This is a genomic window from Parafrankia sp. FMc2, assembly GCF_041008525.1.
In the GTDB taxonomy this organism is placed as follows: domain Bacteria; phylum Actinomycetota; class Actinomycetes; order Frankiales; family Frankiaceae; genus Parafrankia.
This window is the reverse complement of record NZ_JBFLUG010000008.1, coordinates 15,979-39,469: the sequence shown is the minus strand read 5'-3', so window position 1 is coordinate 39,469 and position 23,491 is coordinate 15,979. Positions and strand designations below refer to the sequence as shown.

The following is a 23,491-nucleotide window of genomic DNA, read 5'->3' as shown; positions in this document are numbered from 1 at the left end:
CAGCCCCGTGAGCGCCGGTCACGGCACCAGCGGTGCGCTCGTGCCTCGCAGGCTGGGCCGGCTGGCCGGCTGGAGCCGCGCCCCGACGGTGGGCACTAGCCGACCGGCGCGGGGTGCGTCCGTCGGAACACGCGGGACGCGGTGACCATGCCGGCGACCCCCGGCCCGTCCGGGGTCCGGGCCGGCGTGAGCCCCGGGCGCAGCAGTTCCTGCACCCGCAGGTACTTCATGCCGGCGCGTAGGTCGGCGTCGTTGCGCAGCCGGATGACCAGCCGGAACGCACTCAGCGCGGTGGTGTCGAACAGCCCGGTGGTATAGATCAGCTGGACGCCGAGGCGCTCCGCCACGGCGAGCTGCAGGTCCAGCAGGTAGCTGGCGCTCGCCCGGCCGATCGGGTTGTCGAGGAACAGCACTCCGGCGTGCCGGGCACGCAGCCGGCCGCGGTCGTTCGCGCGCAGTGCGGCCATCGTGCAGTACAGGATGATCGCCGCTGTCAGCTGCTGGCCGCCGGAGAAGACGTCGCCGAGCTGCGAGACGCGGACCCGCTCGGTACGCAGCACCGCGTCCGGCTTGAGGATCTCCACCCGGACGCCGCCGGGCAGTGCCGCGCGCACGCCGCGCAGGAGCAGGGTCATCCCGTCCCGCCGTGGCGAGGACGTCGAGGACATCGAGGACGTCGAGCCCTGCGCGGCGGCGTCGACGACATCGCCGAGGGCCTCCGTCAACGCGACCGGGTCGGGCTCGGCGAAGCTGATCCGCAGGAACTCCTGCCCCGACCAGTCGCCGAGCTCGTCAGGCAGGCGCGACAGCCGCTGCGCCGAGCGCAGGGTGCCGAGCGCGGCACGCACCATCCCCTCCAGCCGGGCGACGATGGCGGCCCGGTTACGGCCGATGTGGGCCAGGTCGTCGTCCAGGCTGCGCAGCCGCGGTGCCAGGGCGGCGGCCCAGTCCTCGGCGTGCGCGGCGACGGCGTCCCGGCCGGCCCGCACCATCTGCCTGCGGGCCGGTGAGCGCACCGACTCGAACCGGCCGCTCGCCGCCCAGGACGCGACGGCGTCCGCCGCCGCCCGGACCCGGCTGGACGCCTCCCCATGCGCGGCCACCGCCTGCCGCCAGGTGGACCGCAGCTCACGGGCCATCGCGGCGGCCGCGGCAGCGTCACCGGAGAACGGCTCGGCGACCGGGCCGCCGTCCCGCGAGGCGCCCTGGCCGCTGCCAGCCGTGGCTTCGCCGCTGCCAGCCGTGGCTTCGCCGCTGCCAGCCGTGCCTTCCGTCTCCGCGTCGGCGAGGAGGTCCGCCAGCGAGCCGGCGGCCGTCCGGAACGCCTCCCGCTCCCGCTCGTGGTCCGCGGTGTCCCGCTGAAGGTCCTCGAACGCGGCCTGGGCGGCCCGGACACCCTCCTCGGCACGGTGGCGGGCCTCGCGCCGGGTCCCCTGCCAGTCCAGTGCCTCGTCGAGAGTCAGCGGGCCCTCACCCGGCGCGAGCGGACGCGCGCCGGAGGTGCGCACCCGGCCCGCCGTGTGGTGCATCTCCTGGCGCAGCCCGCCGAGCCGCTCGCGCGCCGCGTCCAGCTCGCGCCCGAGATCGGCCGCGACGCGCCGGGCGGCGGCCTGGGCAGCCGCCCGCGACGCGGTGTCACCGCCGCTCGGCCCGGCGAGCAGGGCAGCGCACCGGTCGCGGACGACCACCGGCAGCCCGTCGACACCGCCGCGCGCCGCAGCCTCCGCCCGCCGTGCCCGGTCGAGCTCACCGCGCAGGTCCGCGCCGACCTCCACCTGGGCGTAGACCCGCTCGGCCGCCTCGTAGGCGGCCCGCAGCACCGGCACCTGCACCGGCGGGCCAGCATCCCGACCCGGCGGGCCGGCGGGTTCCTCCACCGGCAGATCACCGGCACCCATCACCAGCGCGGACTCGGCCAGCGCCGCCTGGGCGTTGCGGGCGGCGTCATCGGCACGGCGCAGCGCCTCCTGCGCCGCCTGGCGGGAGGCCGCGGCGCGGGCCCGCTGACGCTCGGCCTCGGCGGACTGCTCGGCCGCAACCGCCTCCAGCCGGGCGATCTCGTCGTCCAGCCCCGCGGACTCGCCCACGACCCGCACGAGGCGGTCCAGAGCGGCGGCCCGTGCGGAGCGCTCCTGCTCGGCGGCGCGTAGCCGGTCGACCTCGGCCACGGCGAGCTCCGCCGCGCGTGTGGCCTCGGCAACCCGCGCCCGGGCGTCGGCCAGGGCATCCGCGGCGACGTCCGCCGCGCCGCGGGCCGCGCGCACTGCGTCACGCAGTGCCGGCACCGACCCGGGCGGGTGGGCCCGTCGCCAGCCGGCGATTCCCGCGGCGAGTTCGCGGTCGCTGCGGGCCCGGGCGCTCAGCTCGGCGGCCTGTGTACTGCGTTCGTCGTGCCGGCGCCGGATCGCCGCCCGCTCGGCGGCGGCCGCGGCGACGTCGTACAGCGCGGGATTCGGCGGGATGAGAAAGGCCTGCTCCGCACCTTCGCCACCCTCGCCACCCTCGCCGGACGTGCCGGAGGCCTCGGGCGAGCGCGGTGGCGGGGGTGCCAGCAGCTCCGCGGCGCCGACGACCACCGTGCAGTCGGGCAGCAGCCGCGCCCGCGTCACCACCTCGCGGGCGGTGCCGACGTCCCAGCCGGGGGGCAGGACAACCCCGTCGACCAGGTCGGGGCGGGCCCGCAGCACCTGGTCCCGCGCGTTCTCGTCGACATGGTGGGCGAGATGGTGCCAGCCGGAGACCGCCGGGATCCCGGCCCGCGCGAGCACGTCCAGCACCGCGCAGACCGCGGCCCGCGCGGGACGCAGGTCACCGTCGCCGAGCGCGTTGAGGACGCGCAGATCCGCCTCGGTGTCGACGGACAGCGTTAGCTGGCGCTCCTCGGCCGCCCGGACCGCGGCGGCCAGGGCATCCATCGCCGCTTCGGCGTCGACATCCAGGTCGGCTGCCCGATCCAGGTCGGCCGCCCGGTCGCCGTCATCCGTGGTCAGTCCGAGCAGGGCCGCGACCCGGCCGTCCGCGGTGAGCGCGCCGGCGGCTGCCAGCGCCGCGTCCAGTTCGGCGGTCAGCCTGGTCAGCTCGCCGCGCGCGGCATCCAGGCCGCGCTCGGCGGCTCGGGCGTCGTCCTGCGCCTGTTCACGGTCGGTGGAGCGGGTGGCGGCGGCGAGCGCCTGCTGGACGGCGGCCCGGGCGTCGTCCGCGCGGCGGGCGGCCGCGGCGGCCTCGGCCGCCACCTGGCCCGGGTCGCCGGCCTCGGCGAGCAGTCCGGCCCGCACCGCGTCGGCCACCTCCCGCGCGGTGTGCTCCCGCCGGTCGCGCAGGGCGGCGGCGCTCGCCCGGGCGGTCGCCGCCGCGTCCGCGGCGACCCGGTCAGCGGCCGCCGCCGACTCGGCGGCAAGGTCGTGCGCCGCCGCACCCGCCCGGGCGCGGAACTCCTCCGCCCGGGCCGCGGCGGTGAGCCGGGCCAGCCCGGCCACCAGCTCCCGCGCGGCGGCGTCCCGCTCGGCCAGAGCCGGGGCGGACCGCGACTCGGCGTCCGCCACCAGCCGGGTGAGCCGCACGGCCTCACCGGACGCCGCCGCCAGCCGCAGGACGTCCTCGGCCGCCCGCCAGGCGTCCAGTTCCTCGGTGAGCTCGGCGTGCCGTCCGACCAGCGCGTCGCGGGTCGCCTCGGCCTCGGCCAGGCGCAGCTCGGCCACCCGCAGCCGCGCGGCCGACTCGTCGTCAGCCGCCCGCGACCGGGCCTGCTCGGCCGCGTCGACGGCTGCCCGGGCCCGCTCACCGCGGGTGCCCAGCGTCAGCGCCCCGGCATCCGCCAGGGCGATCGTCGCGTCGACGCCGGCCGCGGCAAGGCGGACTGCCTCGCGCAGCGCCCGCAGCCGGGCGTCCGACGCCCCGCGCGCGCGGACGGTCTCCACCAGCGGGGCGAGCCGCTCCAGCGCGCCGGCGACGAACTCGCGCTCGGCGTCCAGCGCCGCCCGCGCGGCAAGTTTGGCCGCGTAGCCGTCGACGACGTCGGCGACACCTGCCGGGTCCTCCGGCGGCGTCACCGCGCGGAGCAGGAAGTCGACGAACTGCTCGTCGCTGCTGAAGGCGAACGCCTCGGCCGCCTCGCCCTCGCCCGCGTTCATCGCCCGCTGGTAGCGGAACAGCTCCGGATCCAGCCCCAGCGCGTCGAGATGCTCGCTCCAGGCGCTCTGACTCGTCTCCCAGACAAGCGCCAGCGCGGGGTCGGCCGCCCCGGCGTCCGCCAGCCGGGACCGGAAGCCGGTGAACGTGACCAACCGGCCGTCCTGGACCAGCGGAAGGGTCGTGATGTCCATGCGCGGGCCGGGCCGGAACGCGTACCAGGCCTCCGCGAGACGGGACGAGTCCCCGCCGGGCCTGCCGCGCCACTCGCTCGCCTTGCCAGTGACGACCCGCTCGCCGGTGACGGCATGCTGCCACTCGCAGATCACATGCCCGCAGTCCCGGGACAACACGAAGTTGTCGAGGACGCGGCCGTTCGACGTACCCACCACCTGGCGGCGCCCGGGCAGCACGACCGAGAAGATCAGCTTCATCAGGACGCTCTTGCCGCCGCCGTTCTCCAGGAACAGCACCGAGGCCGGCGACGGCCGGACGGCGCCGCGCCCGTCCGGGCTGCCGCGGTCGGAGCTGGTACCGGGGCTGGTGCCAGGGCTGGGACTGGGTGCGAGGCCGGGCCCGGGCCCGGGATCCGGGTCGGTGTCGGGGTTGGCTGGGCGGTTGCCGGTGGCTGGGGCTTTGCGGCTGGCGGGCGGGCTGCCGTTCCGGGATGCGGCTGTGTCCTGAACGTCGCTGTCGTCGGCGGGACGGCCGATATCCGCGGCGAAGAGCCCATGCTGGCGATGGCCGGTCACCGGAGCACCGACCCCGGAGAAATCGAGCAGGACGTCGCCGAACCGCGCGCCGGGCGGCCCGATCGCATGGAGCCGAACCTTGGACAGCTCAAACATCGCCCACCTCCGGACCCTGTGGTTGGCCCGCCGCGTGGCCCGCCGCGTGGTCCGGTGCGGTCGCCTCGGCGCCCGCCTGCGTTTCCGCCTGCTGGCCGGAACCGGCCGGTCCGGCTCCCGCCGCGTCGGTGCCGGGCAGGACGGGTGCGCCGGCGAGAACCCGAACTCCTCCGGAACCGTCGCTCACCGTCACCACGCCGAGGCCGAGGAGCTCCTCCATGGCGGCGTCGGCGGCGAGCTCGCGCACCTGGATCTGGTACCGCGCCGTGGTGCGGAAGGTGCCGCCGGCCTGGTCACTGACGGGCACCAGGCAGCCGGATTCGGCGAGGAACCCCATCGCCCGGGCGACGATCCCGGTGGTCGAACCGGCCAGGCGGCGGGTGTCCCTGGTCGTTCCGGCCGCCGGGCGGCGTGCGTACAACCGCCATGCCGCCTCCAGCGCCCGGTCGTCGCCGGTCCCGCGTGGGTCGAGCTCGGCGCCGGGGTCGGCACAGACCCGTTCGTCGAGCAGCCGGCAGGCCTCGCGGACGAACGCGTCCACCCCCTCGACGCTGACCCGTCCGACGTAGGTGTCGTCGAGAAGGTCGGCCGGCCGGGGGAAGGCGAGGGCGGCGACGGCGAGCTGACCGATCCCGTGCAGCAGCCGCTCGGCCGACCGGTGCTCGCCGCCCGCCCGCCGGGCGTAGTCGCTCATGCGGACGGTGAACACCGACTCCTCGGCGCCGCCCGCAACCAGCCCGGCGCGCTCGGCCACGTCCAGCACGACCAGCCCGAGCCCGGCGGCCGTGGCCCGGGTGAGCGCGGCGAACTCCTCGTCCCGCAGATAGCGCCGGACAAGTTCGGCGTACCGCGTGTCCCGCGCCGGCACCAGCTTCGGCCGCAGGCCGCAGGCGATGAGCCGCCCCGCGTCGTAGGCGTCGTCATGCCGCTGGCGCACGCCGCGCTCAGGTCGGCTCTCGCCACCCTCGCCCGGGTTCGGGTGGAGGTCTGGGCCAGATCCAAAGCCGGGATCAGAGCCGGGATCGGACGGCGCGGATTCCTGGTCGAAAGAGATCATGCGACGGTCCGGTTGAGATCATGCGCTGATGCCGGGTTGTCAGCCACGTCGGTCACGTCGGCGGGGGCAGCCCCGGTGGGGGCGGTGACACCGACCCGGCCGACGAGGAGGTCCGCCCCGCCGAACCAGGGATCGTCAAGGTCGGTCCCGTCGGCGCAGGCGACGGTCACGACGGTGTCTCCCTGGCGGGCGGCGGTGGAGATCTGCGGGCTCAGCGCGTGTACGGAGAGCAGCACCACCAGCTCCGCGACATCCGGCCCGCCGGAGATCCTCGCCTGTTCCAGCAGTTCCGAGAGCCGCCGTGGCGACTCCGGCGGAATGTCCATGATCGCCGTCGCCAGCGCCCACGTCTCGTCGTCGTACCTCTCCGGCTCCCGCAGCGGGACGAGGTCCGTCTCGGTGACCGGTGGTCCGAGCGGCTCCTGCTCCACGGGCGGAGCCAGGAGCCCGCCGACCAGGTCGACCAGGCGCATCGCGCGTGGTGTGCGGGCGCCCACCGCGCCGGGGAAGAAGGCCATCGCCGGGCGCAGGGCCGTCACGCCGGGCAGCGTGAGGACGGGCATGAGGACCTGCGTGTAGAGGTCCACTCCGTCGCGGGAGGGGGCGTCCGCGAACTGCTGGCGGTCCTGCTCGGCCCGGAAGACCGCGCCGGCCTCCAGGAGGCGGGCCTGCAGCTGGGTGTGGCGGCGGATGCAGTCCGTCACGATGGCGACGAGCTCGGCGGCCTGTCGTTTGTGGTCGGCGTCGTCCGCGGCGTCGCGGTAGCGGCGGATGTGGGTCAGGATCGCGTTCTCGTGACGGTAGCGCTGCTCCACGTGGCCAAGCGCCTCGTCGAGCAGAGCCGGAACGGTGCGCAGCCAGTCGACGGCGAGAATGTTGCGCCGGGTCGCGTCGAGCTGCCGGCGTAGCTGCTCCGCGTACTGGACCGTGCGGTACCGCGCCGCCTCCGCCGCCGATCTGGCATCCGCCAGCCTGCCTCGGCGGATGAGGTTGTCGAGCGTCACCTCCGCGGCGATCTGCGCCGAGGTCACATCCGTGTCCAGAGCACCGATCAGCACGGTCACCGCTTCGTCGGTGGCGCGCAGGTACAGCTCTCCGCCCGCGTCCGTCAGCTCGACGAGAAGCTTGAAGTCGAACCGCCGCCGCACGTACCGCCCGTCCGGCCGGTAGGTGCCGTAGATCACGTCGAAGCCGCGGTCCACGCTGCCCACGTTGATCAGATTGCTCAGCACCCAGCGTGCGACCCGCTCGTGCTCGGCGCGTGACCGTTCGGGCGCCTGGGCGGCGGTCAGCGGCACGAGCCTGCGCAGCACCTGCTCGTGGTCCGCCCCGCGGTCGAAGTCCATCGCGACCGTGACCAGGTCGATGGCATGCAGGGCGAGCTCGGCCATCGCGTAGACCTCGAAGTCGCCGCCGTCCAGATAGGACTTGCGGGTGTCCAGGTCGTGCAGCGGCTGGGTGAGCGCCAGGGCCTTGCGCCGCCGGATCATCCCCGAGTCGGCAGGCGCCGGGACTGGCGGCTGGCGGATCTCCACTTCGAGGACCCTAGCCGGGGTCGTTCCCGCTCCTCGCGGGCCGGTGTGGTCCGCCACGGTGGGCCACACCGACATCTGGCGTGGCCGGGCCCGGTCGACAATCGAAATCGGGCGGGCGGGGCTGCGTGACCGGCGTGGCGCGGGCTAGGCTTCCGGCATGAATTCGGTGTCGCTGTCCAAAGGCGCCAACGTGTCGCTCACCAAGGTCGCGCCGAACCTCACCGCCGTGACCGTCGGTCTCGGCTGGCAGGTCCGGCAGACCACGGGAGCGCCGTATGACCTCGATGCCTCCGCCATCGTGGTGGGTGACACGGGGCGCGTGCTGTCGGACAGCCACTTCGTCTTCTTCAACAACCTGGTCAGCCCGGACGGCGCCGTCACCCATCTCGGCGACAACCTCGTCGGTGGCGGCGGCGGAGACGACGAGCAGATCACCGTGGACCTGCGCCTCCTGGCGCCGCAGGCGACCAAGGTCGTCTTCGCCGTGTCCATCTACGACGCGGACGCGCGGCGGCAGACCTTCGGGCAGGTGCGTAACGCCTTCATCCGGGTCTCCGACGCGACCACCGGTGCCGAGGTCGCCCGCTACGACCTCACCGAGGATGCGTCCACCGAGACGGCCATGATCTTCGGTGAGCTGTACCGCTATGGCAACGAGTGGAAGTTCCGGGCTGTGGGCCAGGGGTATGCGTCGGGCCTGCGAGGCATCGCCCTCGACTTCGGTGTGAACGTCGCCTGACGCCTGGACGCCTGACGGGATGTGCCGGCCGGGCAGCCGCCGGCTCGTTCGGCCGGCGCGTCACCGCCGCGGGGGGCCGCCACCGCCGAAGGGCAGGCGGGGAGCGTTCTGCCGCCGGCCGACGAGCATCACCCGGACCGTGCGGGTGTTCGCGTCCACCCGGTAGAGCATCCGCCAGCCGCGTGCCGCGGCTTCGAACATTCCGACCTGCTGCTCACCCACAAGCGGTGCGCCGGCCTTGCGGGGATCGTTGCGCAGCGGGCCGTCGAGGAACCGGCGCACCTCGGCGCCGAGGAGCTCGGGAAGCTTCGCCAGATCTCGCTCGGCCGAGGCGGAGAGCGTCACCTCGTGCTTGTCGCTCACCGGCGGGGACCGCCCGCCGGGCGGTGACGGGAGACGGACAGGCCGGCCGGCCGGCCGGGGGTCGGCCATGGACCGCGACGCGCGTTGTGCATCCCTTGATCATATCGCTTTGCGCCGGGACGGCCGGCCGGCCGGTGAGCTTTCCGGCAGCCGGGGCCGCCGCCCGGAACCGGAGCGGGAAGGATGGGCCGGTGACCCCTCCCGCACCACCAGCCGCTTCTCCCGCTCCCACACCCGCATCCGGGGCCGGGCAGGTCGCCGCCGTCATCTTCGATCTCGACGGGGTGCTGCTCGATTCGGAGCAGGTCTGGGACGAGGTGCGCCAGGCCTTCGTCGCCGAGCGCGGCGGGCGTTGGGCCGACGACAGCACCGCCCGGATGATGGGGATGTCGACCGCGGAGTGGTCTGCCTACCTGGTTGAGCTGGGCGCCGGCGACAGCGCCGAGGAGATCGCGGCCGAGGTCCGCGGCCGCGTCGCCGTTCGCTACGGTGACGATCCGCCGCTGCTGCCCGGCGCCGTCGCGGCGGTGCGGGCCATGGCCGCGCACTGGCCGCTCGGCCTGGCGAGCTCGTCGCCACGGGTGCTCATCGACCTGGTTCTGGACCGGTCCGGCCTGCGCCGCGAGTTCCGGCACACCATCTCCTCCGAGGAGGTGCCCCGGGGCAAGCCAGCCCCGGACGTGTACCTGGAAGCCGTCCGGCGGCTCGGCGTGCCCGCGGCAGCGGCGGTCGCGGTGGAGGACTCGGCCAACGGGCTGCGCGCCGCCGCCGCGGCCGGCATCGTGGTCGTCGCCGTCCCGAACGAGCACTTCCCGCCCGGCCCCGAGGCGCTCGCCCTGGCATCCGCGCAGGTCGACCGGATCGCCGATCTCACTCCCGAGATCGTGCTGGCCGCTGCCGGACGCCGATCCGCCTCGCCGCAGCAGGCCTGACGATGCGACGCCGGCCGTTCCGGCCGCCCCGCCGGGATTGCCGGCACACGGCGGCGGGTTGACACCGTCCATGACGGAGAACACGGACGAGGTCGTCCGCAGGGTCCTCGCCGGCACCAGGGTCTGGGCGGTGGTCGGGCTGTCGGAGAACACCGCGCGTGCGGCCCACGGCGTCGCGGCCTACCTGCGCCGGCACGGCAGGCGGACGATCCCGGTCCATCCGTCGGCACCGGTCATCGACGGTGAACAGGGCTATCCGACACTGCGCGACATTCCCTTCCCGGTCGACGTGGTGGACCTGTTCGTCCGGTCCGACCTGGTGGGCCCGGTGATCGACGAGGCGGTGCAGATCGGCGCGGGCGCGGTGTGGACGCAGCTCGGCGTCCGTGACGAGGCCGCCCAGGCCAGGGCCCGTGAGGCCGGCCTGGACGTGGTCGTCGACGCGTGTCCGCGGATCGAGGGCCCACGCCTCCTCGCCTGGTACTGAGCGGGGCGTCAGCCGGATGTCGGCGGGCCGCCCGCTGACGGCTGTTCTCCGCCTCCGCTGTCGTCCGGGGGTGTGGTGGGCTGGTCCCAGTCGTCCTGCCGGGCGGGCGCCTGGCTCGCGGCTGCCCCGGGGGTTCGGCGGGGCCTCGCCCGCTCGACACTCCCGCCGGAACGGGCCTCGGGCGTGGATGTCCGGGTGGCCGGCGTCGGCATCCGGGCATCCGGGCCGCGACTCACCGGGGGCCGTTTCGGCCGGGCGGGCATGGGAGCCGTCGGACCCTGGTCGGAGGCGGTGCCGTCGCCGGACGGCCGGCGCTGGCGTTCCCTGGCCTCGTAGGTGACGCCGGGAGGCCGCTTCGGCAGCCCGGGCGGCCCCACCCCCGCCGCGGGGCCGCCCGCGCCGGCCGGGGTCTGGCGTGCCCGCGGACGTACCTCCGGCTGCCGCGGCCCGGGCCCAGAACGTGTCCCCGGGCCAGGACGGGTACCGGAGACCGGCGGGGGAGACGGCGGCCCGGTCTCGACCGGTGGCTCGGTGGGGTGGTCGTCGACCGGCTCCCCGGGAATCGTCGGCGGGTCGGCGTCGAAGGAGCCGCCCGGGCTGGCGACGGGTGGGCCGGGTGGGCGGACTGCACCGGGCCAGCCGGCGGAGCCGGTTGCCGGCGACGTTCCCGCGGGCAGGAACGGATCATCAAGGCGGAACGGGGCATCGGGGGTCGCGCGGTCGTCGGGTGCGGTGCCCGGCGACAGGCGCCACGGCGTCTCCGCGGCTGCGCGGCGTTCGCGCCAGGCCAGGACCAGCAGCTGGCCCTGGCGCGTCGCGAGAGCTGCTGCCGGGGGCAGCAGGAACAGCAGCGGCAGCATGTACCGGTAGTCGAAGCAGACGGTCGCGGCGGGGACCACGACCACCGCCGCGCCCGCCGCGACCAGGAACAGGCAGTCCAGGCCGGTCCGGCGGCGCTCGGAGGTCAGGTCGTGCCACCGTGCGCGCCCGTCCCCGCCGCGCAGGCCGGCGGGGACGATGCGCGGCAGTGCCGCCAGACAGGCCAGCAGCCCCAGCCCGGCGGCGGCGGCCAGCGCGGGGCCCGGGGTGTAGCCGCGGGTCTGGTACGAACGCAGGACGCCGGCCCACGGCTCCTCGAAGGTGCGCACAGGCCGGTCTGCCTCGCCCTGCAGGCCCAGCAACGGCTCGCTGTTGTGCAGGTAGCGGGGTTCGTCGTCGGTGGGGAACCGCCAGGTGGCGTCGGGCCAGTCCTGGGGCCCGATGGGACGCCCGGGCCGGAAGAAGTGCGCGATGTCCGTGCCGACCGCGTTCAGGTAGTCGGTCGGCTGTGCGGTGATGACCTGCCGGGCGAAGTCCCTGAGCAGTTCCTCCCGTTCGGCGGCGGAGACGCCGAGCCGGTTGGCGGGGCTGTTGCGATCCCAGACGTAGTAGCTCGGGTCGGGCCGTTCGCCGGCCGGATGCGGAGAGCACAGGGCGAGCTGCTCGGGCCGCAGGTCGAGTTCCGCGCAGTCGGCGATGGGGGCGACCCGCCCGTACAGCCAGGCGGCGTCGCCGCCGGTCAGCCCGAAGCTGCCGTGCGCGGTGCTGAACCAGGAGGCGTAGGCGATCAGCGGGGCCGCGAGGAAGACGCCGAACACCGAGACCCGCAGCCAGCCGAGCCGCCGCGCGACGACATAGCCGAAGGCGAGCAGGCCGAGCGCCACGCCGATCGTGCGCACCAGGCCGGAGGCGCCGAGGAGCAGCCCGGCGAGGGCGAGTGCCCAGACCGACGGGCGCCTGGACCACATCAGAGCAACGATGGCGGCGACGAGGAGGGCCGCGAAGACCGTCTCGGCCATCACGAAGTGCTCGATGACCACCTGGTAGGCGTCGAGCAGGAGCGGAGCGGCGGCGATCGCGGCGATCGGGGCCGCGACCCGGCGGTGGACGAGCAGCGCGTAGAGGGCGGTCGCCAGCAGGAGTCCCAGCAGGTGCTGCACGACGGGCACGACCCAGAGGTCCGCACCGGCCTCGACCAGCACCCGCAGGAACGCCGGATAGCCCGCCGGGCGCATCGAGTCGGGTTCTGACAGCTCGGACAACCGGATGTACGCGTACGAGTCGCCGCTGAACTCGAATGCCGGCCGGAAGCCGACCACGGCGGCGAGGCGCAGCGCCACGCCGACCACCAGCAGGACTCCGAACACGGCATGCCGGACGAGGAAGGAGGACCGTCCGCCGGCGGAACGCGCCCGGGGGGCCTCCACCGCGTCCCCCGGCCCCCGGGAACGGGCCGCACGCCCGGATCCCGGCGGAGTCGCGGCGGGGCCCGACGCCGGCACATCGGAGGGCTCGGCGCGCCCCGCCCTTCCGGGTACCTGATCCAGCCGGGCACGGTGCGTCCCGGCGAGGCTCACGGGTCTCCCGGCTGCCTGGTGCGCATGGTCGTCGGGCCGCCCGATGCCGCCGGGAGCCTCGGGAGCGGCGAGTGAGCCGGAGGCGCCGGCCTGTCCTGGTGCCTTCACAGGAACCATGGTCCACGATCCATCCCGGAAATTGTCCGAATGGTCCCCTTCGGGCCCCCGATTGTGTGTGTGGATCACGTTGTTCACCGATCCGCGTCGTCAGTGCTGGTGCGCGGGAATTCCGAGCGGGGTGCCCGGAGGGCCCGCAGGGGCCGGAGCATCCGCGCTGCTCCGGTCGCCGCTCAGGCCCCGGATGGCCGCCTTGCCGGTCGGAGCCGCGGTCTCGTCTGGCACCGCCGCCGCCCCTGACCGGGGCAGGCCGGGCGCCGCGGCGTCGCCTTCCGTGGCCTGATCGGTGCCAGGGGTGGCACTGCCGCCGACAGGCCAGGGGGACCCACCAGTGGGTGCCGCGCCCGTGGCTGCCCCTGCCCCTGCCGCGGCCGCTGGCGCCCAGCCGGAGCGGCCGTGCCCGCCACTCGGTCCCGCGGTCACCAGCCGCAGGAAGAACGAGCCGAAGGCCGTCTGCGCCCCGAGCACCATCAGCGACATCGCCAACAGGGCCGGTCGCAGCTCGTTGAGCGGCCCCATCGCGTTCGCGAGCCACCGCGCCAGCACGAAGCCGTCGATCGCCAGGCCGGCGGTGAACAGGACGGCGCCGAGCGCGAGTCCGCGTTCCAGGGTGAAGTGCCGGTGAACGGACGTCAGCGGCCAGCGGCGGCGTTCCTGCCACCCCGCCGCGTGGTTGTGGACGTCCGCGAACACACCGAGCAGCACCAGCTGCCAGCCGAGGACGGTGAACAGGGCGAACAACACCGAAAAATGCAGGTCAAGGCGGTGAAACCCGAGGTCCAGCGAACCGGGAAGGAGTGCCAGCTGGCCGGCGGCGCCCAACCCCAGCAGGACGAGGCCGGGCAGCACGAAGAGGTGACGCGGCGCCAGCAGCAGCATGAACCGCAGGTGGCGCCAGCCGTCGCGCAGCGAGTGGAGCTTGGAGGCGCCGACCCGCGGATGGTAGGTGATCGGCACCTCCTCGATCCGCAGATCGGCGCGCCCGGCGGCGATGACGAGCTCGGAGGCCAGTTCCATGCCCTCGCAGCGCAGCCGCATCCGCCGGTAGGCGTCCGTCGTGAAGGCGCGCATACCCGAATGGGCGTCGGACGAGCGGACGTCGAACAGCCGGTTGAGGATGCCGGTCAGGACCGGGTTGCCCACGTACCGGTGCAGCCACGGCATCGCGCCGGGAAGAATCTCCCCGGCGAACCGGGAGCCCAGCACGTAGTCGGCCTGGCCGGCGCGCAGCGGCGCGAGCAGGGCGCCGAGGTCGGCGAAGTCGTAGGTGTCGTCCGAGTCACCCATGACCAGGAAACGGCCCCGGGCGGCCGCGAAACCGGCCAGGTAGGCGTTGCCGTAGCCGCGCCTCGACTCGGCCACGACCCGCGCGCCCGCCGCCGTCGCGACGGCGGCGGACCCGTCCGTCGACCCGTTGTCCACGACGAGGACCTCACCGGCGACCCCGGCCGCGGACAGACCCGCCAGCGCCTTGCTGACGCAGATGCCGACGGACCCGGCCTCGTTGAGACACGGCATGACGACGGAGACCTCCGGCCAGCCGACGGCCTGCCGGAGCGTGCTGTCGGAGCCCGTGCCGGCGGAGCGTGCACCGGCGGAGTCCGTACCAGCGGAGCCCGTGCTGCCGGAGTCCGCGTCGCCAGTGCTCGTACCGGCGGCGCCGGCGGTACGCCCGTCGTTCACCATGCGTGACCCCCCACAGGCCTGGAGCAGACAGGACGGCGGCCGGACCCGTGACCCGGCCCCGCGCCGGCCTGGTTGCCCCGGCTGGTCGAGGTGGGCACGTGGGGAACTGAGCGACCTTCGTCCGTTGTGGCTTTCACCCGGCGTGGCGTGCAGTCCTCGTCCGGACCAATCCTGCGGTCCAGGCAGGCCGAACGCTCGGCGTCGGGCTGCAATCTACCGATGTGCCGCAGCACCGAGCGATCGCCGTCGGCGGTGGCCACGCCGAGATACACCCCGGCGCAACGGGCGGCCACCCCGGAGCCTCGGGCGGGCTCCTGGGCTGTGACACGCCGGTGGGCCCACAGGCGCCCCCGTGTGACGCGCCTAACGGAGAGGCGTAACCTCTGGTGCTCGTGCACCAAGGAAGTGTTTTCGACCAGGCCCCGGTCACGCCGGAGCCAGCGCCGGGCGGAGAGCCGTCCGGCGCCCCCTCCTCCGCTCCTTCCGCCGGACGTCGGCGGTGCCCTCACGACCCGCCGTGCCCGGCTGCGGACAGCGCCGATCACGATGCGGCAGTGGTCACCAATCGGCACTGCGACCAGGGCTGGAGCCTCCTCTGCAACGGTGTGATCCTTTTTGAGGACACCGGGGAGATCCTGCCCACCGGCCGCACGGTGGAGCCCCGGCGGCCCCTGCCGCGACCGGGATGCGTCCCGCGGCCCCCCGCGCCGCGGCGTTCGACCACGGCCACACCGACGCCGGTCTGACCTGCGCCGGACCAGGCTGGTCCGGCGCAGGTCAGACCGGCGCGGGCAGGTCCAGCGGCCTCGCCGGACCGCTGGTGGGTCCGCGGCAGCGCGGAAGGTCGGTTTGTACCGGGCAAACGGGTACGGTTCCGGCGTGACGTCCCCGCGACGGATTCCGCGACCCTCCCTTCGCGACCGCGTCCCGCGTCTTCGCGAGGACCTCCCGCTTCTGCTTGACCGTGTCCCCGTTTCGCCGCGTGACACGTCCGCGACGGCCGGCATCGCACGGTTCCTGGTGCGGCACGACGTCGAGCTCGCCCGGCGTTTCGTGCGGGCCTGCACCGCCGTCGACCGCGCGATGTTCTCCTCGATCGCGGGTGCCCGGCCCCTGGTCGACCCGCTGCTGCCCCGGCTCTCCCACGCCGCCGACCACGGGCTGCTCTGGTGGGGTGTGGCGGGTGCGCTGGGCGCGTCGAAGGGCCGCCGGCGCCCGGCTGCGATGCGCGGCCTCATGGCACTGGGAATCGCCAGCGCCGCCGCCAACGGTCCCGCCAAGCTGCTGTTCCGCCGGGACCGGCCGCCCACCCACGGGATCCCGCCGCTGCGCCGGCTCGGCCGTGACCTGACGACCTTCTCGTTCCCGTCGGGGCATGCGGCGTCCGCCGCGGCCTTCGCCACCGGCGTCGCGCTGGACTCGCCCGGTGCCGCGCTGCCCGTCGCCGCGCTGGCGTCGGCCGTCGCGTTCTCACGGGTCTACGTGGGTGTCCACTACCCGGGTGACGTGATGGCCGGCATCGCGCTGGGGGTCAGCGCCGGCCTGCTCACCACGAAGATCATGCCGCGGCGGCCCTGGACCCCGGCCCGGGCCAGGCCGGCGTCGGCCTGGGCTCCCGAGCTGCCGGACGGGACGGGTCTCGGTGTGGTCGTCAACTCCCGCTCCGGGGCAGGCCACCACGACGACCTCGTCGCCGTCCTGCGGGCTGACCTGCCGGGCGCCCAGGTCGTCGAGGTCGGCCCCGGCGAGGACGTCGGCGCTGCCCTCGAGCGCGTCGCCGGGCACAGCCGGGTGCTCGGCGTCGCCGGCGGTGACGGCACGATCAGCGCCGCCGCCTCGGTGGCGCTGGCCCGGGGCCTGCCGCTCGCGGTGTTCCCCGCCGGCACTCTGAACCACTTCGCCGCCGACATCGGCCTGGCCGGGCCGGGGGACACCGTCAAGGCGGTGCGGGAAGGCACCGCCGTCGCGATGGACCTGGGCCAGGTGGACGGGCTCGGGGCCGGCGGGACCCGTTTCGGCCGGGTCTTCGTGAACACGGCGAGCCTCGGCGGCTACCCGGACATGGTGCGGGTCCGGGAACGGTTCGAGCGCCGCATCGGCAAGTGGCCGGCGATGTTGCTCGCGCTGAGCTGGGTCCTCTGGAACGACTCGCCCTTCGAGGCGGAGATCGACGGGGAGGCTCGGCGAGTATGGCTGATCTTCGTCGGTAACGGCCGCTACCTGCCCGACGGCTTCGCTCCGACCTACCGGACCCGTCTCGACGAGAGCCTGCTCGACCTGCGGGTGGTCGACGCGGACGCGCCGCTGGCCCGGCTGCGGCTCGTCGGCGCCGTCCTGACGGGGCGGCTCGGCCGGTCGCGTGTCTACGAGCAGCGCACGGTGGAGCGGGTGCGGATCTCGTCCAGTCAGGCCGCGCCGCTGCCGTTCGCGAGCGACGGCGAGGTCTCGGAGGGCATCCGCCGGATCGCGGTCACCACCAGCGCGGCCCGCCTGGTGGTCTACCGGCCGGTCTGACGCCCGGGCGGGGGCGTGCCCTGGCGTCGACGCCCGGGGCATGCCGGGCGATGTCCCGCCGTCGCCGGGGCCAGACCAGACGGCCGCCGGCCCGAGCCGCAGGCTGCGCGGCCGGACCGGTCTCCAGCCCGGACCCCGCGCAGGGCGCGCGTCCCTGGGTCCCTGCAGGGCCCCCCTGAGGTCCGCCTCCTGGTGTCTGGCGTCAGCCTCCTGAGGCGCTCTGAAGCGGTATCAGCGCCCGCAGCGGTGTGGTGAGCTGGGCGAAGACCTGCGGGTCGAGCAGGTCCTCGACGAGCAGCGCGCAGGCCAGGTCGGCGCAGAGCTCCATCACCCGCTCGTCCGACAGTGAGTCGGGCGCGGTCGCCAGTCGGCGGCACGCCGGGCACAGCCGCCAGAAGCCCTCGGCGGCACTGCGGCGGACCAGGGTCCACACCCGCCGCCGGCCGGTCAGGACGGCGCTGTCGAAGGCCCGCTCCATCGCCACCTGGTGGGCGTCGTCGTCCCGGGTGAGGACGGTCGTCAGCAGGCCGTCGAACACCTCGAGGCTGGCCGGGTCGTGGCAGCGGCGGGCCAGCCGCGGCAGGGTCGCCAGGACCCGCTTCACATCGGCGGCCGCCGGCCCCAGATCAGGTTCGTGCGAACGGACCCGCGGGTAGACCGTCCGCCAGGGCCGCAGAAGGGCGGTGTACTCCGAGCGGTTGAGGATCGGCTTGGCGTAGGCACCCGCGAGTGCGTCGCGCATCGCCCGCAGCGCGGTGGAGGTGATCGCGGGATCGAGGGTGACGAACTCCGCGCCGGCCAGGTCGTCGGCGTAGATCGCGGAGAGCGCGTCGAAGGCGGCGAGGACCTCCACGATGAGCGGAGAGTCCGGCGCGAGGGCCTTGTCCCGGGCCGAGGCGAGCTGGCCGGAGTTACGCCACATGGCGGCGAGCGACACCAACTCGCTGTCCGTGGTGTGCACCAGCTGCGCGAGGATGCCGAGGATCCCGCGGAGGTTCGGGTGCTCCTCGAGCCGATCGATGCGGCGAGCCCGGAGGATCATGCCTGCCGGCCCGGCTGGCGGGTGGCCGCCGGAAAGGCGACCGGACCGGTGCTCCTCGGGACACGCGACACGTGCTCCTCCTTGATCTCGTGGCGACCGGGCCGCGATGTGCCTGAGCCGGCGTTGAACCGTGCGGGTGCACCGGACACAGGGGGCACCACGCGCAGGCCGGTCACCTGCCCTCGGAGAGGGCGGTGCCGTGGCACGGCGGGCACTGCACCGCGGGGCAGGCCCCGCGGCTTCTCGCGGACCGCCGGCTCACGCGTGACTGCGTCGCGTGGCCGTTGGCCGTAGATGTCACTCCCGAGACAATAGTGTCGCCGGTGACGATCCGGAACCGATTGTCGGTGACAGCTTGTCACAGGGAGCGCTGGGCTGGTGGCATCGTTGGTGTACAGATGCTAGCCGGTGTACGGCGGGAGCACGGTGAATGCGGAGCGTAGTGAACGTGTTTGGTTACGCTGCGTGCCGGAAGATGCCGAGTGGGTCGTCGCCCCGTGCCGTAGCAGGCCGGGGCCGCCACCCGGGGTCGAGGTGGTCCCCCGCGCGGGGGTGACCGGGCCGGGGGCGGTTGCGGTGAGGAAGCGGCCCGGTACCGGAAGGGCGTGCTGTCACCCCCACGGGCGTGCCCGCCACGCGCCCGCCGCGTTCCCGCGGCGGGCGAATGACAGGCGTGTTCCGAGTGGATGACGGCCGGAGAGTGTGTCGTCAGCCGGCGACGGCCGGCTCGTCCTCCTCCACGGTGGCGTCGACCGTGACCTCGCCCGCGCCGTCCTTGCGCAGCCCGTAGCGGCGGATCGCGTCGTCCACCACGGCCTGCTCGACCTCACCCGAACGGGCCAGCGCCTCCAGGGTCGCGACGACGACCGACTCGGCGTCGACGTTGAAGTGACGCCGCAGCGCGGCCCGGGTGTCGGACCGGCCGAAACCGTCCGTGCCCAGGGAGGTGTAGGCCTGCGGCACCCAGCGGGAGATCTGGTCCGGCACGGCCCGCATCCAGTCGGAGACCGCGACGACCGGGCCTGGCGCCCCGGCGAGGATCTGGCTGACATACGGCACCGCGGCGGGCTCCTCGGGGCGGAGCAGGTTGTGTCGCTCGCAGCCGAGCGCCTCCCGGCGCAGCTCGTTCCAGGACGTCACCGACCACACGTCGGCGGCGACCCCGTAGTCGGCGGCCAGCATCTCCTGGGCGGACAACGCCCACCGCATCCCCGTGCCGCTGGCGAGCAGCTGTGCCCGCGGCGTGGACGTGTCGGCCGGCGCGCCGGCCGACCCCTCGTCGCCGCCGGTGAGGGCGTCCGCGGTGCGGAAGCGGTACATGCCGGCCAGGATCTGTGCCGGGTCGAGCCCCGCCGGCTCGGCCGGCTGGGGGACCGGCTCGTTGTAGACGGTCAGGTAGTAGAAGACGTTCTCGTCCCGCTCGCCGTACATCCGGTCGAGCGCGTCCCGGACGATGTGCGAGATCTCGAAGGCGAACGCCGGGTCGTAGGAGACACAGGCGGGGTTCGTGGAGGCGAGCAGGAGGGAGTGCCCGTCCTGGTGCTGCAGGCCCTCACCGTTGAGCGTGGTGCGCCCCGCGGTGGCACCGAGGAGGAACCCCCGGCCGAGCTGGTCGCCCAGGGCCCACATCTGGTCGCCGGTCCGCTGGAAGCCGAACATCGAGTAGAAGACGTAGACCGGGATCATGTGCTGGCCGTGCGTGGCGTACGCGGAGGCGGCGGCGATCACCGAACCCATCGACCCGGCCTCACTGATGCCCTCGTGCAGCATCTGCCCGGTCTCGGACTCCCGGTAGGACAGCAGCAGCTCCCGGTCGACGGCCTCGTAGCGCTGCCCGTGCGGCGAGTAGATCTTCGCCGTGGGGAACATCGCGTCCATGCCGAACGTGCGTGCCTCGTCCGGGATGACGGGCACGAAACGGCTACCCATCTCCTTGGTCTTCATCAGGTCCTTGAGCAGCCGGACGAAGGCCATCGTGGTCGCCACCGGCTGCTTGCCCGATCCGCGCCGCAGCTCGTCGAAGATGGACTTCGGCGGCTGGGCGAGCGGGCGGGCGCGCACCACCCGGCGGGGAATCGACCCGCCGAGCGTGGCCCGGCGCTCCCGCATGTACTGGATCTCCTCGGAGTCCGCGCTCGGGCGGTAGTACGGGGGCAGGTTCCCGTCGAGGGCGGAGTCCGGGATCTCGAGGTAGAGCCGGTCGCGCAGCTCCTTCAGCTCCGACTTCGAGAGCTTCTTCATCTGGTGCGTGGCGTTGCGGCCCTCGAAGTCCTTGCCCAGGGTCCAGCCCTTGATCGTGTGGGCGAGGATGACGGTGGGCTGCCCGGTGTGCTCGGTCGCCGCCTTGTAGGCCGCGTAGAGCTTGCGGTAGTCGTGGCCGCCGCGGGAGAGCTTGCGCAGGTCGTCGTCGCCGAGGTCGGCGACCATCCGGCGCAGGCGGGCGTCCGAGCCGAAGAAGTGCTCCCGGATGTAGTCGCCCGACGACGTCGAGTAGGTCTGGAACTGGCCGTCCGGGGTCGTGTTCATCCGGTGGACGAGGACGCCGTCGGTGTCCTTGGCGAGCAGGGGGTCCCAGTCGCGACCCCAGACGACCTTGATCACGTTCCAGCCGGCGCCTCGGAACAGCGACTCCAGCTCCTGCATGATCTTGCCGTTGCCGCGGACCGGGCCGTCCAGCCGCTGCAGGTTGCAGTTGACCACGAAGATGAGGTTGTCCAGCTCCTCGCGGGCGGCGACGCCGAGTGCACCGATCGACTCGGGCTCGTCCATCTCGCCGTCGCCCAGGAACGCCCACACCTTGCTGCGCGACGTGTCCTTGATCTGGCGGTTGAGCAGGTAGCGGTTGAAGCGTGCCTGGTAGATCGCGTCGATCGGGCCGAGCCCCATCGACACGGTCGGGAACTCCCAGAACTCCGGCATCAGGCGCGGGTGCGGGTAGGACGACAGCCCGCCCGGCTCGCCCTCGCGGCGGAACGCGTCCAGCTGCGCCTCGGTGAGGCGGCCCTCGAGGAACGCCCGCGCGTAGATGCCGGGCGAGGCGTGGCCCTGGATGAAGATCTGGTCGCCGGAGTCGCTGCCGGGGGAGGAGGTCAGGTGATCCTTGCCGCGGAAGAAGTGGTTGAAGCCGACCTCGTACAGGCTGGCGCTCGACGCATATGTCGCTATGTGGCCGCCGACGTTGTATTCGGGCCGGTTTGCGCGGCTCACCATGATGGCGGCGTTCCACCGGATGTAGGCGCGGATGCGCCGCTCCACGTGTTCGTCGCCCGGGAACCAGGGCTCCCGCTCGGGCGGGATCGTGTTGAGGAAGTCCGTACTGGTCAGGCCGGGTACACCGACGGCCTTCTCACGTGCGCGCTCGAGGAGTTTGAGCATGAGGAACCGTGCCCGGCCCCGCCCGGACTCCTCGATGACGGCGTCGAGGGACTCGAGCCATTCGCTGGTTTCGGACGGATCGATGTCCGGCAACTGGCTCGGGAGCCCGTCGGTGATCACCGAGAACTTCCGCGTTGTGTCCTGCGCCACGCCAAACTCCTGCTCTCCGTAGCTCCTGTGCCGATGCCCTCTCACTATCGTGCTCCGTCTCGACACGGCCGTCACGCACGCCCTGCCTACCGAGCGGTAGCAAAACTGCATCGTCGTGACCTCATATCACCTGATCGACATCCGCGATATGACCATCTGTCGAGAGGTGGCGACGTTGCGTCGTATCCGATGGGAGTGGGCCGGTCCGGGGTCGCTGGTCGTGGATGCTTCGGACCGGCGCCCGACTCCGGACCGTGTGCGTCGAGCCGGGCCGGGGAGCCGGCCGAGGACATGCCGTCGTGCGCCTATCGCGCAACCGGTGTGACATATCCGACCGGTCGGACCACGCGAAAGAAACACCCTTGGATTAGGGGGATCGCGTGGGAGGTCGAACAGCGGACGCGCACTGCGAACGCGCCCAGCGAAGGAGAGGACATCGCCGTGGAGACGACCACGATGACGGTGCACACCGGACGCCAGGACCGGATCGTCGACCTCATGGCCGCGGCGGCGGAGTTCGCCGCCGGGCGCGGAGACGGGCTGCTGTCCGTCTTCGTCCCGCACGCGACCGCCGGGGTGGCGATCCTCGAGCTCGGCGCCGGCAGCGACGAGGACCTCCTCGCCGCACTGGCCACCCTGCTGCCCGCCGACGACCGCTGGCGACACGCACACGGCTCACGAGGACACGGCAGATCACACGTGATGCCGGCCATCGTGCCACCTTCGCTGACGGTGCCCGTCCTGGACGGCCAGCTCGCCCTCGGCACCTGGCAGTCAGTGGCCCTGGTCGACCTGAATGTGGATAACCCCGAACGAACTGTCCGGTTGTCCTTCCTCCCTGGCTGACGGCCCGCCGTCTGCGGCCGCCGGCGGCGGGCCGCTGCAGCTGCGGCCCCGGTCGGGCCTGGTGGCAGCCCTCTGGCCGGACGGACGGGTTCCGAGAGGTCGGACATCACATACCCGCAGGTTGGGTCGATGGTGACATCATGTCGGTGGGTTTGACGGCACGGGTTGACGGAACGGCCTGACGGTAGCGAGATTGTGTCAGCGGAGATCGTTGTGGAACGGCCGGCATCCCCCTGCTTGTCCACAACCCCCGGCGTGGCACTTGCGCACCCACCGGATGGTCCGGTGGACTAGGCCCACGGCGGGGCGCGAGAGCGGATCGTCGTCGACCGGTCCGCCCACGACCGGGGCGCCTCGCCACCGCGAGGTGTCGTGTAGACGAGCAGGAGGTATCGGAGGGTGAGTCCGACCGCGGCGAACGCCGAGGGTCAGCGCCGTGCGGAACGTCTGGGAGTCGCGGCCGGCACATTGGTCCAGTCGCTCAACGAGGACGACGACATCGCCCAGGACCTGCTTGACGCGGTCACCACGGCGAGTGGCACCGAGCTCGTTCCGGAGGACTCCGATGACGTGATCGACGTCGTCCTCCTCTGGTGGCGCGAGGACGACGGCGATCTTGCCAACGCCCTCATCGACGCGCGCAGACAGTTGTCCGAGGAAGGCGTGATCTGGCTGCTCACCCCCAAGGCGGGTCGCGAGGGCCACGTCGAACCCAGCGACGTCCTCGACGCCGTGCCCACGGCGGGCCTGGTCCAGACCAGCACGGTCAGCGTCGCGGCCGAATGGGCCGGAATGCGACTGGCCGCGCCCAAGTCGCAGCGGGTCCGTCACCGCTGAGAGCGGCTGACACCCAGCCGGGGATGGCGACGGCGGCGTCGCCATCCGCTCCGGCGTGCCCCGGGTCTCGGTGGCGCGGCGCCGGCAGCGCGCGGTCTGGTGTCGAGGAGGGGCGGTGGCGCCGGCTGCCCGTCCAGGGGCGTGCGAGGGCTCAGGCCCTCCGTCGGCGACCGGTGCCGGCGGGCGGCTGCGGGGGGCGCCCCTGCGCTCACTCCGAGCCCTGGCGACCCGTCGGGCCACCAGCCGGGGGGCAGAGCGGGCCGGGGTCGGAGCAGCGACGCGTCCTGCGCGGGCCAGCCAGACTGGATGATCGGCCGTCCGGCCGAGTTGTCTCTCACCCGCCCGGGTGAGATCAGGAGTCCATGAACCCGCGGACCTCATGGATGTCCGCCGTGGCCCGGGCTCGGCCGGCGGCGCGACGGCGCGGGCACGGCGCGTT

At 73.9% G+C, this 23,491-nt stretch carries 15 protein-coding genes; 7 read left to right on the top strand and 8 right to left on the bottom strand.

What is annotated here, in order from left to right:
• Window positions 1-95: 95 nt before the first annotated feature.
• The 3 genes from AB1460_RS05000 to AB1460_RS04990 all read right to left on the bottom strand — a co-directional run bounded on the left by AB1460_RS05000 (window position 96) and on the right by AB1460_RS04990 (window position 7,523).
• Window positions 96-4,976, bottom strand: coding sequence for a hypothetical protein (locus tag AB1460_RS05000; RefSeq protein WP_368959403.1), 4,881 nt, complete (start codon window positions 4,974-4,976; stop codon window positions 96-98).
• Complete coding sequence (locus AB1460_RS04995) at window positions 4,969-5,913, bottom strand: hypothetical protein (protein ID WP_368959402.1); 945 nt, start codon at window positions 5,911-5,913, stop codon at window positions 4,969-4,971. The genes AB1460_RS05000 and AB1460_RS04995 overlap by 8 nt, the downstream gene beginning before the upstream one ends.
• 116 nt (window positions 5,914-6,029) lie before the next feature.
• A complete protein-coding gene (locus AB1460_RS04990; protein ID WP_368959467.1) occupies window positions 6,030-7,523 on the bottom strand; it encodes a hypothetical protein in 1,494 nt (497 codons plus the stop codon).
• Between the two features lie 202 nt (window positions 7,524-7,725).
• Between AB1460_RS04990 and AB1460_RS04985 the strand changes: the two genes are divergently transcribed.
• Window positions 7,726-8,307, top strand: a complete 582-nt coding sequence (locus AB1460_RS04985; RefSeq protein ID WP_368959401.1) for a TerD family protein — start codon at window positions 7,726-7,728, stop codon at window positions 8,305-8,307.
• Between the two features lie 60 nt (window positions 8,308-8,367).
• On the opposite strand, the gene AB1460_RS04980 is transcribed toward AB1460_RS04985, so the two are convergent.
• Window positions 8,368-8,670 carry a type II toxin-antitoxin system RelE family toxin gene (locus AB1460_RS04980; protein WP_018635872.1) on the bottom strand — a complete coding sequence of 101 codons (303 nt, stop codon included), beginning with the start codon at window positions 8,668-8,670 and terminating at the stop codon, window positions 8,368-8,370.
• A gap of 191 nt (window positions 8,671-8,861) precedes the next feature.
• Here AB1460_RS04980 and AB1460_RS04975 point away from each other — a divergent pair, with 191 nt between their 5' ends.
• A complete protein-coding gene (locus tag AB1460_RS04975) occupies window positions 8,862-9,602 on the top strand; it encodes an HAD family hydrolase (protein ID WP_368959400.1) in 741 nt (246 codons plus the stop codon).
• 70 nt (window positions 9,603-9,672) lie between these two features.
• Complete coding sequence (locus tag AB1460_RS04970; protein ID WP_368959399.1) at window positions 9,673-10,089, top strand: CoA-binding protein; 417 nt, start codon at window positions 9,673-9,675, stop codon at window positions 10,087-10,089.
• An 8-nt stretch (window positions 10,090-10,097) separates the two neighbouring features.
• Here AB1460_RS04970 and AB1460_RS04965 read toward each other — a convergent pair whose 3' ends face one another.
• On the bottom strand, window positions 10,098-12,602 hold the full coding sequence (locus tag AB1460_RS04965; RefSeq protein ID WP_368959398.1) for a hypothetical protein: 2,505 nt from the start codon (window positions 12,600-12,602) through the stop codon (window positions 10,098-10,100).
• Window positions 12,603-12,692: 90 nt separating this feature from the next.
• Window positions 12,693-14,288 (bottom strand): glycosyltransferase family 2 protein, encoded by a 1,596-nt coding sequence (locus AB1460_RS04960; protein ID WP_368959397.1) that lies wholly within the window; start codon window positions 14,286-14,288, stop codon window positions 12,693-12,695.
• 386 nt (window positions 14,289-14,674) lie between these two features.
• On the opposite strand from AB1460_RS04960, the gene AB1460_RS04955 reads away from it, so the two are divergent.
• Together AB1460_RS04955 and AB1460_RS04950 are read left to right on the top strand one after the other, a co-directional pair.
• A complete protein-coding gene (locus AB1460_RS04955) occupies window positions 14,675-15,034 on the top strand; it encodes a DUF5999 family protein (RefSeq protein ID WP_368959396.1) in 360 nt (119 codons plus the stop codon).
• 337 nt (window positions 15,035-15,371) lie between these two features.
• Entirely contained in the window at window positions 15,372-16,802 is a 1,431-nt protein-coding gene (locus tag AB1460_RS04950; RefSeq protein ID WP_420497196.1) for a bifunctional phosphatase PAP2/diacylglycerol kinase family protein, read from the top strand.
• Window positions 16,803-17,004: 202 nt separating this feature from the next.
• Here AB1460_RS04950 and AB1460_RS04945 read toward each other — a convergent pair whose 3' ends face one another.
• Both AB1460_RS04945 and aceE read right to left on the bottom strand, forming a co-directional pair.
• Window positions 17,005-17,844 (bottom strand): hypothetical protein, encoded by an 840-nt coding sequence (locus AB1460_RS04945; protein ID WP_368959394.1) that lies wholly within the window; start codon window positions 17,842-17,844, stop codon window positions 17,005-17,007.
• 708 nt (window positions 17,845-18,552) lie between these two features.
• Complete coding sequence (aceE, locus tag AB1460_RS04940; RefSeq protein ID WP_368959393.1) at window positions 18,553-21,369, bottom strand: pyruvate dehydrogenase (acetyl-transferring), homodimeric type; 2,817 nt, start codon at window positions 21,367-21,369, stop codon at window positions 18,553-18,555.
• Between the two features lie 456 nt (window positions 21,370-21,825).
• On the opposite strand from aceE, the gene AB1460_RS04935 reads away from it, so the two are divergent.
• Together AB1460_RS04935 and AB1460_RS04930 are read left to right on the top strand one after the other, a co-directional pair.
• Window positions 21,826-22,215, top strand: a complete 390-nt coding sequence (locus AB1460_RS04935) for a YjbQ family protein (RefSeq protein WP_420497195.1) — start codon at window positions 21,826-21,828, stop codon at window positions 22,213-22,215.
• Window positions 22,216-22,614: 399 nt separating this feature from the next.
• Window positions 22,615-23,052: a DUF3052 domain-containing protein gene (locus tag AB1460_RS04930; protein WP_071081996.1), complete on the top strand. Its 438-nt coding sequence runs from the start codon at window positions 22,615-22,617 to the stop codon at window positions 23,050-23,052.
• Window positions 23,053-23,491: the final 439 nt, after the last annotated feature.

What these genes read in the sequence shown, in the direction of transcription:
- AB1460_RS05000 (WP_368959403.1), bottom strand. Translation starts at nt 4,976, where the DNA reads ATGTTTGAGCTGTCCAAGGTTCGGCTCCATGCGATCGGGCCGCCCGGC.
- AB1460_RS04990 (WP_368959467.1), bottom strand. Translation starts at nt 7,523, where the DNA reads ATGATCCGGCGGCGCAAGGCCCTGGCGCTCACCCAGCCGCTGCACGAC.
- AB1460_RS04985 (WP_368959401.1), top strand. Translation starts at nt 7,726, where the DNA reads ATGAATTCGGTGTCGCTGTCCAAAGGCGCCAACGTGTCGCTCACCAAG.
- AB1460_RS04970 (WP_368959399.1), top strand. Translation starts at nt 9,673, where the DNA reads ATGACGGAGAACACGGACGAGGTCGTCCGCAGGGTCCTCGCCGGCACC.
- AB1460_RS04965 (WP_368959398.1), bottom strand. Translation starts at nt 12,602, where the DNA reads ATGGTTCCTGTGAAGGCACCAGGACAGGCCGGCGCCTCCGGCTCACTC.
- AB1460_RS04960 (WP_368959397.1), bottom strand. Translation starts at nt 14,288, where the DNA reads ATGGTGAACGACGGGCGTACCGCCGGCGCCGCCGGTACGAGCACTGGC.
- AB1460_RS04950 (WP_420497196.1), top strand. Translation starts at nt 15,372, where the DNA reads ATGTTCTCCTCGATCGCGGGTGCCCGGCCCCTGGTCGACCCGCTGCTG.
- AB1460_RS04945 (WP_368959394.1), bottom strand. Translation starts at nt 17,844, where the DNA reads ATGATCCTCCGGGCTCGCCGCATCGATCGGCTCGAGGAGCACCCGAAC.
- AB1460_RS04935 (WP_420497195.1), top strand. Translation starts at nt 21,826, where the DNA reads ATGACGGTGCACACCGGACGCCAGGACCGGATCGTCGACCTCATGGCC.